This is a genomic window from Mediterraneibacter faecis, assembly GCF_055383675.1.
The window spans coordinates 1,850,103-1,870,127 of the sequence record NZ_AP043803.1; the positions used below are offsets into that span (position 1 = coordinate 1,850,103).

Below are 20,025 nucleotides of genomic sequence, written 5' to 3' on the forward strand. Positions count from 1 at the left end.
ATATACCCAACAAATTATACGCGAGGAGAATTTTATGAAAGCTTATGAACGTTTACTAAAATATGCAGTTATAAAAACCCCATCTGATGAATCCAGCGATTCAACACCTTCTTCCGCATGCCAGTTTGACCTGGCCAATCTTTTAAAGAAAGAAATGGAAGAACTTGAAGTCTCAGATATTCAGCTGACTGATAATTGTTTCCTCTACGGGAAACTTCCTGCTACAAAAGGTTACGAGAATGCACCGGGTATCGGTTTTATTGCACACGTAGACACCGTATCTGATTATTGTGAGCACGAGATTCAACCCATCATCACAGAAAATTATAACGGTAAAGAGCTTGCTCTTGGCAATAGTGGATTGACCTTAAGTCCTAAAATGTTTCTACATTTGGAATCATTAAAGGGACACACGCTCATTACAACAGATGGAAATACCATCTTAGGAGCTGATGATAAAGCCGGAATTGCAGAGATCATGACGCTAGTCGAGCATTTACAGAAAGAATCCATTCCTCATGGTCCTATTTCTATTGCCTTTACTCCTGATGAAGAAATTGGCACGGGAGCTTCTCATTTTGATGTTGAGTTGTTTGGCGCAGATTTTGCCTATACATTGGACGGTTCTACAGAGGGAGAACTGGAGTATGAAAACTTTAATGCATGCAGTGCTTCTTTTGATATTCATGGGGTAAGTGTGCATCCTGGTTCTGCCAAAGATACAATGATCAATGCCTGCCTTCTTGCTATGGAAATTAACAGCTTGCTTCCTTTACACGAGACACCTCGTGACACAGAAGGATATGAAGGTTTCTATCATCTCATTAATATGAATGGTGATTGTGGACACGCCACGTTAAATTACATTGTCCGCGACCACGATACAGAAAAATTTCAATACAGAAAAGATAAACTTATTGATATTGCAAATGAGTTAAACCAAAAATGGGGAGACGGTACTGTTGATTTGTGTATAAAAGATCAGTACTTTAATATGAAAAATATTATTGAAGAACATATGCACCTGATCGATAATGCAAAGCTTGCCTGTGAAAAGGCAGGACTTATTCCAAATGTTTCTCCTATTCGAGGTGGTACTGACGGTTGTCAGCTGAGTTTTCGCGGTCTTCCATGTCCTGATATAGGTACAGGAGCTTATGGCTATCATGGACCTTATGAACACATTTCCGCCCAAAGTATGGATAAAGTAGTTGATATGATTATTGAACTTGTGAGAATATATTCAACTTTTTCAAAAGAAAAGTGAGGTTATTTCCAAATTAGTAAATGCTTAAAAGGCGCTGCTCTTATGAATGAGTAACGCCTTTTTAACATCTATTTCATTAATAAAATTGATTATTTTTAATATCCGTTATATTTATGACATGCAGCTTTATGTCCCGGTTTTACTTCCAGACGATTTTTATACATGCAGATTTTTCTGCATCTCTTCTTTAAATTCTCTTCCCTTGAACAAAATCACTGCTACAAGGAATAAGAAACACGTCAATGCTCCAAACATACTCACTGTTGGATTTTTCACCACCCCGCATAAAAGCAAGATTACCGGAAGGATTAATCCATATCCAGCGGCCATAATTTCATAAATAAGATACTCTCGTACCGGACTTTTCTGCACTTTAGCGGTTACAAACATTGCTGCAAGTGTAGATACACTCATGATCGGCAACACAAGATCTACAGACCAGCTGTGCCATCCGGTCAGTGCATCCCATATAAAACAGATGATTGTACCGATAATAAGCTGCCACATCGCATTTTTCAGCAGATTATAACGTTTGAAAAATCCGATTGACGAGGCAATCCACATCGTCACAACACCTCCTGCTGTAAATAAAGTCCATCGAATTCTTGGGTGGAAATTCAAATCCGTAACAAGCATTGCCGCAACAATCGCAATACACAGAAAGCTATAGATCTTATAGACATTCATTTCCTGTTCGCTTGGCTTACCTGTCTTTGGAAATTCAGGCTTTACTTTTTCAGATGTGATTCCCTGTTCTTTTAACAAGCGATAAAAGTTGCGTTCAATGTTCACTGTGTCGTATCTGGATGTAAATGCAAATGATAATTTATCCTGGAAGGAACACAAACATAATTCAAGCTTCGGGGTATTTGTATATACGCCAAATCGTTCAATATAAGGTACATAACTTGCAGGCATTTTAACTGCGCTCATATTAGAAAAGATTGCTGTTGTATTCTTCTCCGAATATTTTGCGCCTGCCTGAATACAAAGGTTTTTAAGTTCCAATGGCGCAAGTCTCAAAATCGGATGCAATTCCAGTGCTAGTAACTCGCTGATATGTGCTGACATTTTTTCTTTCGTTAATTCTGTCTCAAAAAATTCTTTCGTATATTTCAGAACTGCTTCAAAGCTTTGATCTTGTGTTGTAAAATTATATCCCGGTTCGATCCAGTTAAAAAAATTCAACATCGATGAAGACGGAAAAAACTTTCTTAGGTTAACCGGAACCATTAACACAACCGGCTTTTTCTTCTGCATCTTAGACATTTCTTCGTTTATTGCCATCATAAATAATGCTGTCAAAAAGATCGTCATGGATACTCCGAGTTCTCTGCTTCGCTTTAATACTGCCTGTACTGAGACAACAGATTCATGGACATGTAGATGATTTCCATCTTTCTTTTTCCTTCGTATCTGAAAAGCATTTAGTTTTCTTTTTTTCGGTCGTTTTTGATTTTTTGAATAATATTTTAAGAAACTGTCATCTTCCTGATCTTGTACAGTCATATCTTCCGGCAGTAATGTAATCTGTTCTAATCCTTCTTCTTTATGCACAAGGTATAAATAATTCTTTACCAGTTCTTTTAAGAATTCTGTTGCCCCTGTACCGTCTGTCAACACATGAAACACTTCAAAATTGATTCGTTTTTTATAATAAGTTACTTCAAATAGTAGGGTCTTCTTATCTCTTATATAGAGTCTGCTGCATGGCTCTTTATATTCTTCTTTAACAATCGGCCGTAGATTACACGGTTCAAGATAATGCCAAAATAATCCCTTACGAAGTACCATTAAAAACGTAGGAAATGTTTCTATCGTCTGATCCAGTGCTTCCTGTAAAGCTTTAGGATTTACTTCTTCTTTTAATTCACAGTAAAATCGAAATACTCTTGTATCTTTTTTGTTACTGGCAGCAGAATATAATTTCGCTGCGTTGTCTAATTTCCTCCAGCGTGCGTTTTTCTTACTCACTGTGTTTCCCCTTTCAAAAATTCATTAATATAGGTGAAACTTTCCTGTACATGAAGCTGCTTGATCCCCAACGCGAAGTATCCATGTAATGCATCTTTAATCCGATGTATCTCCACATGATTTCCAGCCTCTTTCAAGCGTTCCCCATACGCTTCCCCTTCATCTCGAAGTGGATCAAATTCACATGTAAGGATCAATGTATCCGGCTGATTCGTTAAATCTTCAGCTATATATGGTGCAAAATAAGGATTCTTCTTATCCTCCTCATTTCTCGCATAAAGATCAATATAATCCTGCATTTTTCCGGCAGTCAAAAGATAATCGGAGCCATTTTCCTTAACAGATACAAATGGTGAATTCTCTGTATAATCATTATAGGTAGCCGGATAGATCAGAATCTGTCTGTTTGGCATAAATTCTCCGCGGTCTCTTGCCATCAAAGATAATGCTGCGCAGAGATTTCCCCCAGCACTGTCTCCGATCAAAGTAATGTTTTCTGGTCTTATATTTAACATAAAATCTCCAGAATATACCGCTTTTGCAACAGCATAACAATCTTCCAGACCTGCTGGGAATTTATCTTCCGGTGCCAGTCTGTATTCAACTGCAACTACATATTGTCCGGTTGCATTCGCAAGCCGAGCGCAAATTCTTTCATAATTATCAATACTTTCTGTAACCCATCCACCGCCATGTATGAACAAAAGCAATTTTTTATCCTGAATATCATGCTTCTTTTCTTCACTTTCTCGAAAGCTTTTCTCGCTTGGAAAAAATATTCGAATCGGAACTGCATGACTTCCGTTATATATTTTCTCGTCTACTTTCTTATAAAAAATCTTCATTGGATCCAGTCGTTTTAAATCCGCCATATGACGAAATGCTTCCACTTCTACTCCATCAAAAGATAATGCTTTCAAAATTTTCTTTGCTGTCTGATTGATCAATAGTACATTCTCCTTATATCCGTTCTTATGTCTGTAAAAGACTACGAATCCATTATATCATAAAGTGCTTTGAAAAATAAATTTAATGTTGAAAAAAGCATCAGCCAACTGAATGACTGATGCTTCTGACATCAAGATACTTTACTTTTTATAAACTGTGTTGCCTTTTGCAATCACTTCAACAAGCTGAAGTTCCTGATCAAGAATACAAAGATCCGCATCATAGCCTTCTTCAATCTTACCTTTTCCTTTGAGGCGAAGAATCTCTGCCGGATTAGATGTAATCGTAGAAATAGCTATTTCTAATGGAATTTTTGTTTTGAATACACATTCCTTTACTTCTTTCAGAAGGCAGCTGGACTGTCCAACCCCCATTCCAAGGAATTCACCATCACTACTGTACATCGGAAGGCTTCCCTGTCCATCGGAGGAAATTGTCATACGATCAGGATTTACTCCTGCATCCAACATACGTTTGATACCATTGCATACACGTACTTCATCACAGATAGTTTCCCAATAGTCAATATCTTCATTTCCGGTAAAATCTACTGCTCCACCCTTCAGTGCATACTCAATTGACTTACAGAAAAGCATCTCATTCCGGTTGATATGTGTTGGAAGTATTTGAGAAGCCGGTATCTCTGTCTCATCTACCACCCGTTCAATAAGATCTAAGCATCTCGGACTGTCGCCAAGATGAACATTTACAATACCAGCTTTCCCGGAAAGGACGCCACCAAGTCTTGTATCAGCAACGACACGTGCAAATTCTTCAAAAGTCGGCTGTGAAGAACGATGATCAGAAATTGCGATTTCTCCTGTTCCAACAATTTCCTGAATCATCATAATGTCTTTTACAATACTGTCCGTCAGTGTGCGGACCGGAATCTGATAACTACCTGTATAGCAATATGCAGACATCCCCTGCTCATTCAAGCCTTTTGTCTTTGCAACCAGTGCACACATATCACGACCGATTCCATCTGTTCCAAGGCAGCCAACAACTGTTGTTACTCCAAACTTCGTAAGTCCTTCTATAGTTGCTTCTGGAGTACGGTTGGCGAATCCACCTTCGCCACCGCCTCCGAGTACATGAACATGACTATCAATGAATCCCGGAGTTAAAAGTAACCCCTCTCCATCGATCACTTCTGCATCAGAAAGAAATCCGTCTGCTGACATAGAACCTGCATCTTTAATCTTGACAATCTTGTCATTGATCGTCAATACATCTTTTTTCCCCAGATGCTGTGGGGCATAAACATCAATACTCTGAATTAATTTCATCTTAAATCACTTTCAATTATCAAATGCCTGTTTTAGAATCCAATTCCGACAGCGATCAGAACTGTAATAATTGCACCAATCATCAATACGCCGAGGAATTTCCACATGAATTTGATCCAGTTAGACCACTCGATCTTAGCAATTGCAAGAGATCCGATCAGACATCCTGATGTAGGAACGATCAGGTTTGTAAATGCATCACCAAGCTGGAATGCAACTACAGCTGTCTGACGTGATACACCTAACAGGTCTGACAGTGGAGCCATAATCGGCATTGTGATTGCAGCCTGTCCTGTTCCGGATACAACGAAAAAGTTGAATACGGACTGGAACAGATACATAAGTACTGCTGCAACTGCTCCGGATACTCCTGACAGTGCATTTGAAATATTATACATAATTGTGTTGATAACTGTAGGTGTAGTCGGATCAGATCCACCAAGAACCTGCATGATACCCTGAGCCATAGCAACAACAAGCGCTGCACCAATCAGATCTTTTGCTCCATCTTTGAAAGAAGTTGCAATATCATTCAATCTCATATCGTTCAGCTTAAAGATAACTCCGATCACACCGGAAACAATTCCCATAATAAAGAACTGTGTTGCGATCTCTGGCATGTAATATCCCTGAGTCATAACTCCCCAGATCACCCAGACTACGGTAGCAGCCAATGTCAGAAGAACTAAAATGTGTCCAAGACCAAAGGAATGTCCTTCGTCAATACCTGTTTTTTCGTTCTGTTCACGGAAATACGCATCCGTCTCATATGCGATTGAGATTGTCGGAGCCTTTTTAACCTTTGACGCATAGAACATCGTCATTCCACAGCCAAGAGCTGTAAATACAACCCACATTACCATACGGAATCCTGCTCCTGAGAATACGTCAATCCCTGCAATACCCTGTGCAATACCTACAGAGAATGGATTCATCCAGGATGAACCGAAACCAATCTGTGTTGCAACATAAGTAACAAGAACTGCAATAACGGAGTCATATCCAACTGCTACAAATAATGGACAAAGAATCATAGTAAATGGAAGTGCTTCTTCTCCCATTCCGAAAACTGCTCCACCAAGAGAAAACAGTACGAAAAGTACTGGAATCAACAGTTTTTCGGCTCCCTTTGCCTTACGGATCAATCCAATCAATCCGGATTCGATCGCACCGGTACGGATCATGATACCAAATGCACCACCTACTACCATAAGGAATGCGATAATCTCGATCGCAGAACTACTTACGATTCCGTTATACATATAGTTGAAGAATCCTGTTCCACCATCTCCACTAAAGAGTGCTACTCCTTCTGTTACTACGTTCCCTGCATCATCTGTCAGATACTGGAAACTTCCGTCTTTGATTACTGTACGGGTTTTCTCAACACCATTAATCATGTATGAAATGTCCTGTGTTTCGTAAAATCCCTTTGGTACAAGAAATGTCAGAAGTGCTGCTACAACAACTACTAAAAAGATAATGATGTAGGTGTCAGGCACTTGAAATCCCTTGTTAAAAGACTTTAACCCTTTTCCTTCTTTTTTGCTCATTTTTGAGTCTCCTCCCACATTTTTTGATATACTATGTTAGTGTACCATAGAATGCCGGAAAAGTAACTAAAAATTTATATATTATATCAATTTTTTTGTCATTTTTTGTATTTTTATACATTTCAACCGTAAATAAATCTGTGATAATGCAAAAAATTAACGCTCTTGCCATAAAAAGCAAAAGCGTTATGATATAAAACCAATTATTACGAGTATGAAATTACAAATGTCCAATCAGACTATGATTATGCTTTCCATAATCCATTAAGATTACAATAAGCATAAACTTTCACTTCGCTCTTTTCGAATACTTGTGCTATCTCAACATTCAACAGCTACTTTTATAACACCATCTCTCTTATTCTCAAAGAGATCATAAGCCTCTTCAATCTTACTGAGAGGATAGGTATGCGTGATAAGGGGTTCGGTATTGATTTTTCCTTCAGCAATCAGTTTTAATATTTCTTCACAGTCGCATCCATCCACTCCACCGGTTTTAAAGATGAGATTCTTACCATACATGTCTGGAAGTGGTAAGCTTTGTGCTTTATCGTAAAGTGCAACAACTGTCACAATCGCATTCGGTCTTGCGCATTCCCAGGCTAAACGAAATGTAGACTCTGCACCTGCAACTTCCAGGACAACATCTGCACCGCCGTGGTCACTTGTATTCTTAACAAAAGTCTCACATTCTTCCGGAGAAATAGTAAGTACATCTGGGTAATGTTCATTGATAAAATGTATACGTTCCTCATCTTTTTCACACATAATAATGTGTTTCGGATGCTTTAGCATAACACAAAGTAATGTACAGATACCAGTCGGTCCTGCACCGATGATCAACACCGTATCATCTTCTGTGATTTCAGAGATACGAGTTGCCCAGTAACCCGTAGCCAGTACATCTCCTACTAATAATGCCTGTCGATCGGTAACTTCATCCGGAATCTTATTTAATCCCTGATCCGCGAACGGTACACGCACATACTCAGCCTGACCGCCATCGATACGACACCCAAGAGCCCATCCGCCATTCTGATCCGTACAGTTATTGACATACCCTTTTTTACAGAAATAACATTCACCACAAAATGTCTCGACATTTACCGTTACTCTGTCTCCCGGTTTCACATGTGTTACAGCTTCGCCAACTTCTTCAACAATTCCAACCATCTCATGTCCGACAGTAATCCCCGGAACTGCGCGCGGAACACTTCCATGCTTAATATGTAAATCACTGGAACAGATACTGGCAAGTGTAACCTTTACAATCGCATCCCTTTCATGCATAATCACCGGTTTAGGTTTTTCTGTTAATTCAAATTTTCCTTTTGAAACATATGTATATGTCTGCATCGTTTTCCCCCATCATCTTCAAAATAATATAAAGTTGCTTATTCTTTTGGATTATCTCCATCACGATAAGGTACAGTAGCTGCCGGAACAACCGTTGAAGCCGGTTCGGTATGTATATCCTGATCATCAAAGAATATATGCGCTCCAAATGCTGCAAGTACTTCTGTCTTGCTGACACCGCCTAAGAAGAACGCTTCATTGATTGATACACCCCAGTTGCGGAGTGTTTTGACTGCGCGTTCATGCGCCGGAGCATTTCTAGAAGTAACCAGTGCGGTTCGGATTGGCTGAATATCCTTTTCTTTAAACAGCTGTTGTACATAAGACAGCTTTGTCAGGAAGTTAGCAAACGGACCTTTTGCCATCGGCGTGTTCGCATTCGCTTTCTCATGTTCTTCAAATGCCTGTATTCCGTTCTTCTGAAAAATCTTTTCAGATTCGCCTGAAAAAAGAACTGCATCTCCATCAAATGCAATGCGGATCTGATCTATCTTTTGCTTTGCATCCGCATGTGCCGCTCCAGTCAAAATAAGACCTGCTGCAATTCCATCGTTAATAGCCGATTGTACATCAACAGAATTTGCTGACAAAAATAAGTCTGTCTTAAAGGCTTTTAAATAGGGAGCAATTTCCGCTCCACTTGTCAAAGTCGCTCTTGTAATATCCAAGCCATAATACTGTATAGAATTAAAGATACGAAGACATGTGTTTGCATTGTTCCGTGACATAATGATCACTTCCACCAGTCTTCCTAACCCTGTGTTATTCAGTTTCAGAAAAGCTTTAATTAATTGGAAAGCAGCACCCTTCTGAAGAATTTCATTCTCATGTGCTACCTGGTAAGCCTCATATGCTTCAACGCCTTGTTCTTCGAATATTTTATTTTCCTGTTCAAGATTAAATAAAGCTCTCGAACTAATCCCTATTACAAGAGGTTTTGATAAATCATATGGCATATTTTATCGCCTCCGATCAAGAAAAGAATCACCCATCAATCACATCTTTCTTACATTATACGTTTCCATACTATGAGATACAAGTAAGAATATATAAGAAAAGATTATTTTTTGAATTCCACTGCGTGTTTTCTCTTCCACAGTGGAAATAAGTTACGCTGACATACGTAATTCTTTCGTTCATCTATTGCAATCGCATGAAAGAATGTCTTCCACAGATCCGTATACTCATCTTCGTACTCTTCTGTCTTTCTCAATGTCTGAAATTCTTCATCTGTCAGATATCGGAGATAGTTCTCACCATCTTTCGGATGAACACAAGCTGTTTTGCGATTATCATCTATGATCATCCACTGTTCTGAAGGCATGCGGTCTGCAAAATGTCTGCCAACCAACATAATGACATCACTTTTTGGCTCCAGATGGCTAACATAGACGTTACTTGAATTCAATCGTTCAAATCGTGCGAACTCTCTGAAATGATGGCTTTCGTTAGACACTTTACGACGCAATTCTAATATCCGCATCACACGTGGATCCGCATATTGCTGTAGTACACTCTCTCCAATTTTGAATCCGACACGAAGGAAATTATAAATTGCCTGCAGTGCATCTTCCTCGACAGATAAAGTCACCAAATAGATATTCAGATATGCTTCATCCGAAATATCTCTCCGAATCGAGCGAATCACTTTTTCTGCTTTGGAAAGATCTTGGTCTACATGAATATATTCATCAAATATCGTTTGCTGAAATACAGGTTCTTTTTTTAATTGTATCTGGTCATGACCAATCAGTAAAGCTTCAGACCATGCATCATAGATACAGGTCATGATATCTTCCAAACGGTCTTTACAAGTAAATATCTTCATCAGCATACTCCAAAATCTGTCAATGTCATCTGGGTAAATGATTCATTCGCATGTTGTGTGTTCCATAGATCTTTCTTGTCTACACTTATTAGTTGTCGCGTAATATAAGATACCTCAATAGGAGTATGGTACATCTGTTTTCCACCACACGTGATGAAATAATGCGCACGCTTTAATACTACTCCCATCTTCTTCAGACTTGCATAATCAAGTCTGCCATAACGTCTTGCATAAGTGATACGACTTGCTGATTTCGGTCCGATTCCCGGAACACGAAGCAGTGTTGCATAACTCGCTTTCTCTACTTCTACTGGAAACTGCTCCAAATGGCGTAATGCCCAATCACACTTTGGATCAATCATTTCATTAAAATTCGGCTGTTCTGAGGATAATAGTTCTCCTGCCTGAAATCCATAGAACCGCAATAGCCAATCAGCCTGATACAGTCTGTGTTCACGTAAAAGTGGTGGTGGCGTTCCTATCTCCGGCAACACATTATCTTCGTTCAATGGAATGTATGCTGAATAGAAGACACGCTTCAGATCAAAGCCCTGATACAATGCCTGTGTCGTCTGCAATAATGTATAATCACTCTCACCGGTCGCACCAATGATCATCTGCGTGCTTTGTCCTGCCGGAGCAAAACTACGCTTCAATCGCGACATATCACGAGGCGCCAACTGGTTCGCATTCTCCCGGGTAAGTGCATGATCCAGTGACGTGTATTTTTTATAAGATTCTAATCGATTCATCTGAGGATTCTGAGAAATGGCTTTATCCTTCTTCTGAACATTCAAGCACTCAGAAAAATGTTTTTTCGAAGCATCAGAAAAAATACCTGCATTCAAAAACTTATTCCCGCCACTTCGCTCCATATAAGCTGACTTTCCGATTGCCATTCTGTGAGATGCAATCGTACTCTGCACCTTACCCATAGGATTCAGAATGTTCTGCATGGTCTTGTTTGGAGCCAATGTATGCAATCCTTCTTCCGTGGGCAATTCAAGGTTGACACTGATACGATCCGCAAGATATCCTGCTGCCGCAAGTAGCTCGTCGGATGCTCCCGGAATCGTCTTAATATGAATATAACCGTTAAAATGGTATTTTGTTCGAAGCAGCAATAATGTCTCGCACATCTTCTCCATCGTATACGTCGGATTCCTTAAGATTCCGGAACTCAAAAACAGACCCTCAATATAATTACGCTTATAAAACTCTACTGTTAAGTCACAGATTTCTTCCGGAGTAAAAGTAGCCCGCTTTACGTCATTACTTCTGCGATTGATACAATACTTGCAATCATAAGCACAATGGTTCGTCATCAAAATCTTAAGCAGAGAAATACATCTTCCGTCTGCTGCAAAGCTATGACAAATGCCGCATGCCTCTGCATTGCCGAGCTCTCCTTTCTTTCCCCGCCGGCTGGATCCACTTGAAGTACATGCAACGTCATATTTTGCTGCGTCAGCAAGAATCTGTAGCTTTTCCTGTGTTGTATAATTACTATTCCTAATATCTGTATTCATATTTTCATTATACAAACAGTTGTTCGATAATGCAAGTATTATTTCGAACAGACGTTCTTTTATAACTGTTCAATATGCTTTGAGCATTCTTAAAGTACCTGAAAAATCAAGATTTTTTCTCTATTATCCTCACCCGGAAACAGATCTGAAGTATTAATCTCATCATAAAAAATCAACTGTTCCTGAGTCATTAAAATACTGATATATTCTTCTGAAGGATAATAGAAAAATAATAATATATCTCTCGGATTTTCATAATAAGATTCGTAAATCCTCGCTAAAACTGACTGCAATATCTCTACTGAAAAAGGATTAAAAAAGTAACAGCGATCCACTTCCGACGGAACTTCATAATTTTCTGCACTACATAATACAAACTCCGTGCGTGATGCGGAAACGGATACTTCTTTATTATCTGCTGCTCCTTTATAAATCCGTTCATCATACTCTACGCCTATTGTCTTGCATCTTGTTTGATACGAAAGATAAAAACATACCCGCCCTTTTCCGGTTCCATAGTCAATTAGAGTATTATTTTTCCTGATCAGTCCACTGTTTGCCAGGCGCTCCAATACCATATAAGACGTTGGTTCATAAGGATATCGATACTGATCTGAATGAGAGTCATCCCGCCCGGTTGTCTTTATCTTCAGGAGTTTATCCCATTGTGTTTCATTTTGATTCATTTCTTTCGATCCTTCATTTTTATGTTTGAAATATCCCCCGGTATTTTCCCAAGTTCTGTTACCATGTACATAATCTGGCTTCCTTCTTCTTTCAGCCACTTAATTGACTTTTTATAATCTGGGAACACCTTCTCCACTTCCGACCAAAATGCTTTCGAATGATTCATCTGTTTTCTATGGCACAATTCATGAACCACAACATAATCCAACACCTCAGGAGGCGCAAGCATCAACAGACAGTTAAAATTCAAATTTCCTTTGCTGCTGCAACTTCCCCATCTTGTTTTCTGATTTCTGATGGTTATATTCCCGTAAGTGACTCCGATTATTCTTGCGAAATATTCTACTCTAGCCGGAATTATTTTAAGAGCCTGGTCTGCAAGTGCCTTGATTTTATCGAGTGTCACGTTTTCTACATTTCCCGATTCAACACTTTTCTTCTTTACTTTTATTTCATTCATCTGTTTGCTTATCCAAGCTTCATTCTTATTAAGAAATTCCTCAATGTATTTCTCTGTGACACCATACGGAGCCCTTACAGTGACACTAAGATCAGAATTCACCTGAATAGCTATAGTTTTTCTTCGGGATTTAATTACTGTAACTTCCATAAATTGTCCCTTTGTTTTTTGCTATTTCATATAATCACGAATCTTATCAATCAACGTAACATCCGCCGGAAGCCATGCAACGCTATCTAATTGATCCTTAGTAAGCCATTTTGCAGCTTCCGCTTCTTTCAATTCCAGATGTCCTGCGACAACTTCACACCAGAAACAATCCATAGAAAGATGGAATGTTGGATAGTCGTATTCGATAGTATCAATAAGCTCACCAACAGAAATTTCTGTATCCAGTTCCTCCATGATTTCTCGCTTTAATGCTTCCTGCGGTGTTTCTCCGGCCTCAACCTTTCCACCCGGAAACTCCCAGCCACCTTTTAGATCTCCGTAGCCTCGAGCTGTTGCAAATATCTTTGATTTTTCATTAAAAGAATCGCAAATAACTGCTGCTACAACATGTATTGTTTTCATAAATAAACTCCTAACTTGTCATATATTCATAAATATCATCTCGAACCGGTACATCCAAAGTATAATTGATCTCGAATGCATCGTCCTTCGTTTTTTCCATCTTAATCGGGATTGGAGATCCCTTTGCATAGATTTCGCCTAAAAAGTAGAATTCTTTTGCTTCTTTATCATTCTTGTTTTTACGAACAAAAAGAAAAATTCTATTGTCTCGATCCTTTACAGTTCTCTTATAAAAATGATCTGCATCACTGGAATCTACTTTTCTTGGATGTTTGGATAATGCTATTAAGTTCTGCTGTGAAATAAAACGATCTTCATATGCAATCGCATCTTCTGTCTTATCATAGTTAATAAAGACTGGAAGCGTTTTCGTAGCAGTATCATAAAAATATCCGCCAATATTTTGCGCATTCAAATTCTTTTTCCAGTTCAGTAATCTACACACGTCTTCATAAGTATACTTTTGATACAACTGAAAGTTCGTATCTTTATACGGTTGTGCATATCTTTCTTCAATAGTCTCTATACCATATTCTATAAGTTCCTTGACCATTTTTGAAAATTCAGAATCACGTATCAGCAATGCCTTGAATTCCGGATGCAATTCATATCCTTCATCGACTTTTTTAATTAATACACAAGAAGCATATTTTTTTCGTTCCTCTTCTTTCGCAAATTCGTTTGTTAAATTACGTATAACGGATTCCTCTACTATCTTGGAATAAGTCGCTTTATACTGTTCAGGCAACAATTTTTCCATATATGCAAGAATTCTCTGATTTTGATTAATCAAATGTTTCAGTACTAATAATTCGTGAATCCTCTTCATATTTGTAACTTTCTTAGAAAGGAATTCAATAATTAACTCTTCTTGCGTATTTAAGGTAACAGTATAGTCATCTGAATAGTATTTCTTTAAGAACGCATAATAAGATCCAAACTTCTCAAAATATTTACGCACATCAATAGAGCCATACTCCTTAAAATCCAAAACGGTCGGGATTCTTCCCAAACGATATCTCAAATTATCGAAAGATTCTCTAAGTAATTTTACATCATTGGTTCTTGCCTGATCTATAGAATGGTAGATGCGTTCTCTGGAAATCGCGTCAAAATGAATTGTAGATTCTCCAGGAATCACGCGCGTACCTTCTGATACATATCTACGAATGGAATCTTTATTGTAACTGCGGTCACCCGACAAAGCAATTGGAATCATAAAATTATTCGTGTAATTACCAATAAAATCCAATATTACAACGTATTCTTTATTATCAGCTTTTCTAAGTCCACGTCCCAACTGCTGAACAAATATTACCGGTGACTGTGTCGGACGAAGCATAATTACTTGGTTTACACGTGGTGCATCAATACCCTCATTCATAATATCTACAGAAAAAATGTAATCTAATCCTCCCTCATAGTCATCCTGCTCCAAACGTTCAATAGCGCGCTCACGTTTTTCCTGTGAATCATCACCGGACAAAAACAATGTACGTAATCCGCGTTCATTAAATAATCTAGATAATTCTTTCCCCTCATCTCTACGGCTTACGAAAATCAAACCTTTTACACGATCTCCATTATAACCATAATAATTTGCTTGCTTTAAGATATGGTCTACTCTTGCAGAACAGGTTAATTGATTAAAGTCCTCTTTTTCATTAATCGTCTCGCCGTCAATAATCAGATCGGTAATTCCATAATAATGGAAAGGACATAAAAGATTCTGCTCTAATGCTTGTTGGAGTCGAATTTCATATGCAATATTATGATCAAACAATGCAAATATATCAAATCCGTCCATACGTTCAGGAGATGCGGTCATGCCCAGATAAAAATTAGGCTTGAAATAACTCATGATTTTCTGATAACTATTTGCACCGGCCCTATGCACTTCATCGACTACGATTGTATCAAAATGGTCCGGTGAAAATTTCTGCATAATCTCAGCTTTAGCCATTGTTTGCATCGTAGAAAAAATATAATCCTGTGCAAAACTCTTTTCTGTACCAGATAATAATCCGTAAGTTCTATTACTACCAAACACACGCTTATAACTCTTCAAAGCTTGTTTTGCAATTTGTTCTCTATGCACCAAAAACAACACTTTTTTCTGTTTTGTTTCTCTAAGTGCAAAGGCAGATGCATAGGTTTTTCCGCTACCACATGAACTGACCAAAAGTCCTCTGTGTTCATTGCTCTCTAATAATTTACGAAAATTGCTTACAAATCGTGCCTGCATTTTATTCGGCTGTAACTTATATGCTTGAAGATCAACCATTTGCTCTTTAGCAGCATTTTTCTTCTGTTCTTTTATAAGTTTATATCTTACTTCATAATCCTCAATGAAGTCTTTTACTGCAAGTGTATGTTCACTATTCCAAAGAGCATTAAATTCCGTCATCATTTGCTTCAGTAGTTCACCATCAGAAGTTGAAACGAGTTTCGTATTCCACTCTTTATTCACTGAAAATGCAGACGCTGTCATATTGGAACTTCCTACGATAAAACGGTAAATCTCTTCTTCTTTAAAAATATATCCTTTCGTATGAAACCCAGATGCACCTTCATCTGTAGAATCATATACTCGCACTTCAACATTCGATAGATCCGCTAAAGTTTTTAATGCTTTCGGTTCTGTAAATGTCAGATAACTTGTCGTTAATATCTTTCCCGGTATACCTTTATCGCGTAATTCAGCAAGTACCTGCTTTAACGGTGCCAGTCCACCTTCGGTAATAAATGCCACGCTAATATAAAAAGCATCACAATGGCGAAGCTCTCGCTCGATTGCAACAGATACTTTTTTCCCCTGCGTGTAGTCATTAGAAACAAACTCAGGCCTATATGCCAAATTTGAGTTGATTGCTGAATTAATAAAAGCCGTATCTAAACCTGAAGAAATATCGTGATTAGCCTTTACTGCCATCTGAATCACCTCCACTGTAATCGTTTATAATTTCAACAATATCATTTAACGTACTAACTCAAATTATATCATACATACGTTTATCTGTGGAAATAAAGTGCATGGATTAGAATGGGTAGATTATTTAATTGTGAAATGATTTCCAAAATATATTCGTTTCTTTTTATTGACTTTTTGCTACTATGGGGGTACAATCGTAGCTAAGAAATGGGTTTTTTACTGAGTAATGTCTTCGGACTGGAAAAGGGTGCTCGTTTCTTTTTTTATGTTCATTATATCATACAGATACATTTTACCATCTTTTGCATGTCGAATAACCATTATTACATTAAAAACATTATATCTTTCAATTTCCCCAACTTCATTAAACACTGGCAAAGCAAATCTTGACTCATAACGATACCAACCATACATTGCATCTATAGTATGTTTTTCTTTATAATTTTCAGTAAATTTCTTTCCGGCTGCAATTTCAATCAATTCTGGTAATCCCTGTGCGGCATTAGCTTTTGCCTTCGCATTTGCTCCTTTTAAAATATGTGTATAATTTGAATGAGTATACTCATCCGGTAAATCTGTTCCAATATAAACTGCATCATTGCTGTCATCAATTGTGTAGATATCTCCTACATATTGTTTTAGATATTTTTCAACATCCTCCCATTTTACAGATCTTTTCCCTTTGAATATGATGTCATGAATAAATACCGTTTTCTTTCCATCTATATCCTCGATTACATTTACTTTTCTTTCCACGTCTACCTCCTTCTGCTTCACTCGAATACACGCAATGCGTTATTTATTATTAAAAAAATAATATTCAGTCCTAATCATCCATTCGTTTTATTCGACATTCCGTTTCTGCTCTATACTTTAATAAACGTAACAGATATTCTGGAAGTTCTCTTTTCTCTGCTTCCCAATCTTGAACGGTACGATACGGAATCCCATAGTAGTCACTAAATTCACGTCTGTTCATTCCCATTTTTTCTCTTAATTCTTTTACTTCTTTTCCTCTGCTCATGATTGAACCCTCCCATTTAAATAACGCATTGCGTTACTTGATAGTACCAGATATATGCTATGTTGTCAATCAACTACCGTCTCACCTCTCATCATATTTTCGCCCATATGTTTTTATGAAATAGAAAAGACAGGCCCGAACTCCTTGTAAATCAAGGTTTTTCGTCCTGTCATTAATATAACATGTGCTCCTGTAACTGATATCAGCAAAGCACGTTTCCTCTGCTCCGTTATCTTATCGATTATCAATTTTCTCCGGAAACATATCATGATTACTCATACGATTCCAGGCAACCTGCTCCCAGTTGGTACCTGGCTTTCCATAATTACAATACGGATCGATGGACAAACCTCCACGTGGAAGGAATTTTCCCCAGACTTCTATATATTTTGGTTCAAGAAGCTTGACAAGATCTTTCATAATTATATTGATCACATCTTCATGAAAATCTCCATGGTTTCGGAATGAGAACAAATACAATTTCAAGGATTTACTCTCCACAAGACGTTCGTCCGGAACATAGGAAATCGTGATCGTTGCAAAATCTGGCTGTCCGGTGATTGGGCACAGACTTGTGAATTCCGGACAGTTGAACTTGACGAAGTAATCGTTTTCAGGATGTTTATTCTGAAATGCCTCCAATACAGACGGATCATAATCCATACGATATTCTGTTTGCTGATTTCCCAATAATGTTAAATTTTCTTTTTCTCTCATTGCTTCCTCCTCTATCTCAACGCAGGGTCTTCTACGTGATTCGCCTGAAATGCTGCTGCGCGATCAATGCATGTTCCGCATTTTCCGCAAGGCTTCTCTCCACCTTCGTAACAGGACCATGTCAATTCATACGGAACTCCCAGTTCTAATCCAATCCGTACTACTTCGGCTTTGGATACATTTACAAAAGGAGCTTCTATTTTCAGCTGATGTCCGGAGCCTTCCCAGATTGCTTCATTCATCGCCTGATTGAATACAGGTGAGCAATCCGGATAAGCAAAACCGGCAGAATCATCTGCATGAGCTCCATAATAAATCACTCCACATTCCTTGCTCAGTGCGATACTTGCTGCCGAAGAAAGAAATAACCCATTTCGGAACGGTACGTATGTGCTTACAGGCTTATCGCCATTTGTTTTTGAAATCTGCTCTGCGTAACTCTCCTCCGGAATTTCTTCCGTGGACTGTTGAAGCAGTGAACAGTTGCTATATTGAAATATCTTGCTTAAATCCAGGAACAGATGCTCCACGCCATAATATTCGGCAACTGCTATTGCAGCCCTGATTTCTTTATCGTGCTTCTGTCCATAGGAAACCGAGAGTGCAATCACCTGGTCTTTCCCGTACTTTTTGATTGCCAGTCCTAATGCCGTTGTTGAATCAATTCCTCCACTAAAGAGAACTAATGCTTTCATCTCCATCACCTCACTACTTATTTATACGCCCCGTTCATTTGGATCCCAGATTACTTTATGCATCTGAATCTGCAGACGCACACCATTTAACCGATGTTTCAGCATAAATTCTACGATCTGCACTGGTTCTATGGATCCAAAAACAGGACTAAGATACACATGACACCTGTTTGTCAGATTATAAGTCTGAATCACGTCCAGTGCTTTTAACAGATCTTTCTGGCTGCCACATACAAACTTTACAGTATCATCCTTTCCTAGCAGTTCCATGTTCTCTGTTATCATATATTCTTCGCACCCGCTTGACGGTAACTTATAATCCATTGTAAATACCGGTCGTTCTTCACAAAATGCAGATAAATCAACTGCGCCATTTGTCTCAATTTCGACCTGTAAACCGGCTTGTAAAAGAAGGTGAATCAATTCTCTGATGTCTTTTTGCAGTAACGGTTCTCCACCTGTAAGTGTCACATTGCGAATTCCGGTTCCTAAAACATAATTTAAAATCTCTTCCGGGGTTTCCTCTTCATATGGGCAATCCGGTTCATTGGCCCACATAGTATCACAATAGCTACAACGCAGATTGCATCCTTTGAAACGAACAAAGACTGCCAATTCTCCTGCCCGTGTGCCTTCCCCATTAATACTGGTGAATTTTTCTACTACTTTCATCTACTCTTCCTCATAAACCGCACAATTATTCGGTGTCTCATATACTTCCACACAATGAACCTCATATCCCAATTCCGTTAATTCCTTGTAGAAATAATATGCAAAATTTTCTGCTGTGGGACGAAAGGAAACTTTCTCCAAATGAAAGTCCTCATTCTGAAGTGCAGCTACTGTTTCTGCTTTCAGTGATCCTGTCTCGTAAATCAGACTATGATCAAAGGAATCGCAAAGTTTTTTCAGATCCTTTTTCAAATTACCAAAGTCCACTACCATTCCCCGTGTCTGTCCTTCTTGCTCCAGCTCCTGACTTTTGATTTTTGCAACAACATTCCAACGATGTCCGTGGATATTTTTACATTTTCCTTCGTATTTCCATAAAAAATGCGCTGCGTCAAAACTGGCTTTTGTTTGCAAATAATACATATTTCAACTCTCCTGTATGTGAAATGTATGTACCTTTTAAGAGCTGTGTATCCTAAGCGGAGCGTTTTATATATATGGGAAAGTATTTCCTGAATATA

At 38.4% G+C, this 20,025-nt stretch carries 19 protein-coding genes; 1 reads left to right on the forward strand and 18 read right to left on the reverse strand.

The features are described 5' to 3' along the window. The first annotated feature begins 34 nt into the window (after positions 1-34). Positions 35-1,267, forward strand: coding sequence for a peptidase T (gene pepT, locus ACZ47Z_RS08750; RefSeq protein ID WP_464525462.1), 1,233 nt, complete (start codon positions 35-37; stop codon positions 1,265-1,267). A gap of 156 nt (positions 1,268-1,423) precedes the next feature. Here the strand turns inward: pepT and ACZ47Z_RS08755 are convergent, their stop codons facing one another. From ACZ47Z_RS08755 to queD, 18 genes are all read right to left on the reverse strand, one after another. Continuing rightward, positions 1,424-3,241, reverse strand: a complete 1,818-nt coding sequence (locus tag ACZ47Z_RS08755) for a DUF6320 domain-containing protein (RefSeq protein WP_464525463.1) — start codon at positions 3,239-3,241, stop codon at positions 1,424-1,426. Continuing rightward, the gene (locus ACZ47Z_RS08760) at positions 3,238-4,188 is read right to left on the reverse strand and encodes an alpha/beta hydrolase (RefSeq protein ID WP_055156621.1); all 951 of its coding nucleotides are present in this window, start codon (positions 4,186-4,188) and stop codon (positions 3,238-3,240) included. Before ACZ47Z_RS08760 ends, ACZ47Z_RS08755 begins: the two co-directional genes overlap by 4 nt. 141 nt (positions 4,189-4,329) lie before the next feature. Beyond that, a complete protein-coding gene (iadA, locus tag ACZ47Z_RS08765; RefSeq protein ID WP_015529810.1) occupies positions 4,330-5,478 on the reverse strand; it encodes a beta-aspartyl-peptidase in 1,149 nt (382 codons plus the stop codon). Positions 5,479-5,510: 32 nt separating this feature from the next. Further along, entirely contained in the window at positions 5,511-7,031 is a 1,521-nt protein-coding gene (gene yfcC / locus ACZ47Z_RS08770) for a putative basic amino acid antiporter YfcC (protein ID WP_054751303.1), read from the reverse strand. Between the two features lie 321 nt (positions 7,032-7,352). Continuing rightward, entirely contained in the window at positions 7,353-8,387 is a 1,035-nt protein-coding gene (locus ACZ47Z_RS08775) for an alcohol dehydrogenase (RefSeq protein ID WP_464525464.1), read from the reverse strand. A 38-nt stretch (positions 8,388-8,425) separates the two neighbouring features. After that, on the reverse strand, positions 8,426-9,343 hold the full coding sequence (locus ACZ47Z_RS08780) for a 5'-nucleotidase (protein WP_464525465.1): 918 nt from the start codon (positions 9,341-9,343) through the stop codon (positions 8,426-8,428). Between the two features lie 104 nt (positions 9,344-9,447). Next, positions 9,448-10,215, reverse strand: a complete 768-nt coding sequence (locus ACZ47Z_RS08785) for a TIGR03915 family putative DNA repair protein (protein ID WP_054751308.1) — start codon at positions 10,213-10,215, stop codon at positions 9,448-9,450. Continuing rightward, positions 10,215-11,744 (reverse strand): putative DNA modification/repair radical SAM protein, encoded by a 1,530-nt coding sequence (locus ACZ47Z_RS08790; protein WP_464525466.1) that lies wholly within the window; start codon positions 11,742-11,744, stop codon positions 10,215-10,217. The genes ACZ47Z_RS08785 and ACZ47Z_RS08790 overlap by 1 nt, the downstream gene beginning before the upstream one ends. Positions 11,745-11,833: 89 nt before the next feature. Then, the gene (locus ACZ47Z_RS08795; protein WP_015529805.1) at positions 11,834-12,430 is read right to left on the reverse strand and encodes a class I SAM-dependent methyltransferase; all 597 of its coding nucleotides are present in this window, start codon (positions 12,428-12,430) and stop codon (positions 11,834-11,836) included. After that, positions 12,427-13,041, reverse strand: a complete 615-nt coding sequence (locus ACZ47Z_RS08800) for a M48 family metallopeptidase (RefSeq protein ID WP_227164853.1) — start codon at positions 13,039-13,041, stop codon at positions 12,427-12,429. Before ACZ47Z_RS08800 ends, ACZ47Z_RS08795 begins: the two co-directional genes overlap by 4 nt. A gap of 21 nt (positions 13,042-13,062) precedes the next feature. Further along, on the reverse strand, positions 13,063-13,464 hold the full coding sequence (locus ACZ47Z_RS08805; protein ID WP_054751314.1) for a (deoxy)nucleoside triphosphate pyrophosphohydrolase: 402 nt from the start codon (positions 13,462-13,464) through the stop codon (positions 13,063-13,065). 10 nt (positions 13,465-13,474) lie between these two features. Further along, entirely contained in the window at positions 13,475-16,396 is a 2,922-nt protein-coding gene (locus ACZ47Z_RS08810; RefSeq protein WP_464526051.1) for a DEAD/DEAH box helicase, read from the reverse strand. Positions 16,397-16,612: 216 nt separating this feature from the next. Further along, positions 16,613-17,152 (reverse strand): hypothetical protein, encoded by a 540-nt coding sequence (locus tag ACZ47Z_RS08815; protein WP_117497163.1) that lies wholly within the window; start codon positions 17,150-17,152, stop codon positions 16,613-16,615. 70 nt (positions 17,153-17,222) lie between these two features. After that, positions 17,223-17,420: a helix-turn-helix domain-containing protein gene (locus ACZ47Z_RS08820; RefSeq protein WP_015529802.1), complete on the reverse strand. Its 198-nt coding sequence runs from the start codon at positions 17,418-17,420 to the stop codon at positions 17,223-17,225. 234 nt (positions 17,421-17,654) lie between these two features. After that, positions 17,655-18,137 carry a preQ(1) synthase gene (gene queF, locus ACZ47Z_RS08825; protein WP_015529797.1) on the reverse strand — a complete coding sequence of 161 codons (483 nt, stop codon included), beginning with the start codon at positions 18,135-18,137 and terminating at the stop codon, positions 17,655-17,657. A gap of 11 nt (positions 18,138-18,148) precedes the next feature. Continuing rightward, positions 18,149-18,832 (reverse strand): 7-cyano-7-deazaguanine synthase QueC, encoded by a 684-nt coding sequence (gene queC / locus ACZ47Z_RS08830; RefSeq protein WP_054751316.1) that lies wholly within the window; start codon positions 18,830-18,832, stop codon positions 18,149-18,151. A gap of 21 nt (positions 18,833-18,853) precedes the next feature. Next, the gene (queE, locus tag ACZ47Z_RS08835; RefSeq protein WP_055165240.1) at positions 18,854-19,504 is read right to left on the reverse strand and encodes a putative 7-carboxy-7-deazaguanine synthase QueE; all 651 of its coding nucleotides are present in this window, start codon (positions 19,502-19,504) and stop codon (positions 18,854-18,856) included. Next, positions 19,505-19,927, reverse strand: coding sequence for a 6-carboxytetrahydropterin synthase QueD (queD, locus tag ACZ47Z_RS08840; RefSeq protein WP_054751320.1), 423 nt, complete (start codon positions 19,925-19,927; stop codon positions 19,505-19,507). Between the last annotated feature and the right edge of the window lie 98 nt (positions 19,928-20,025).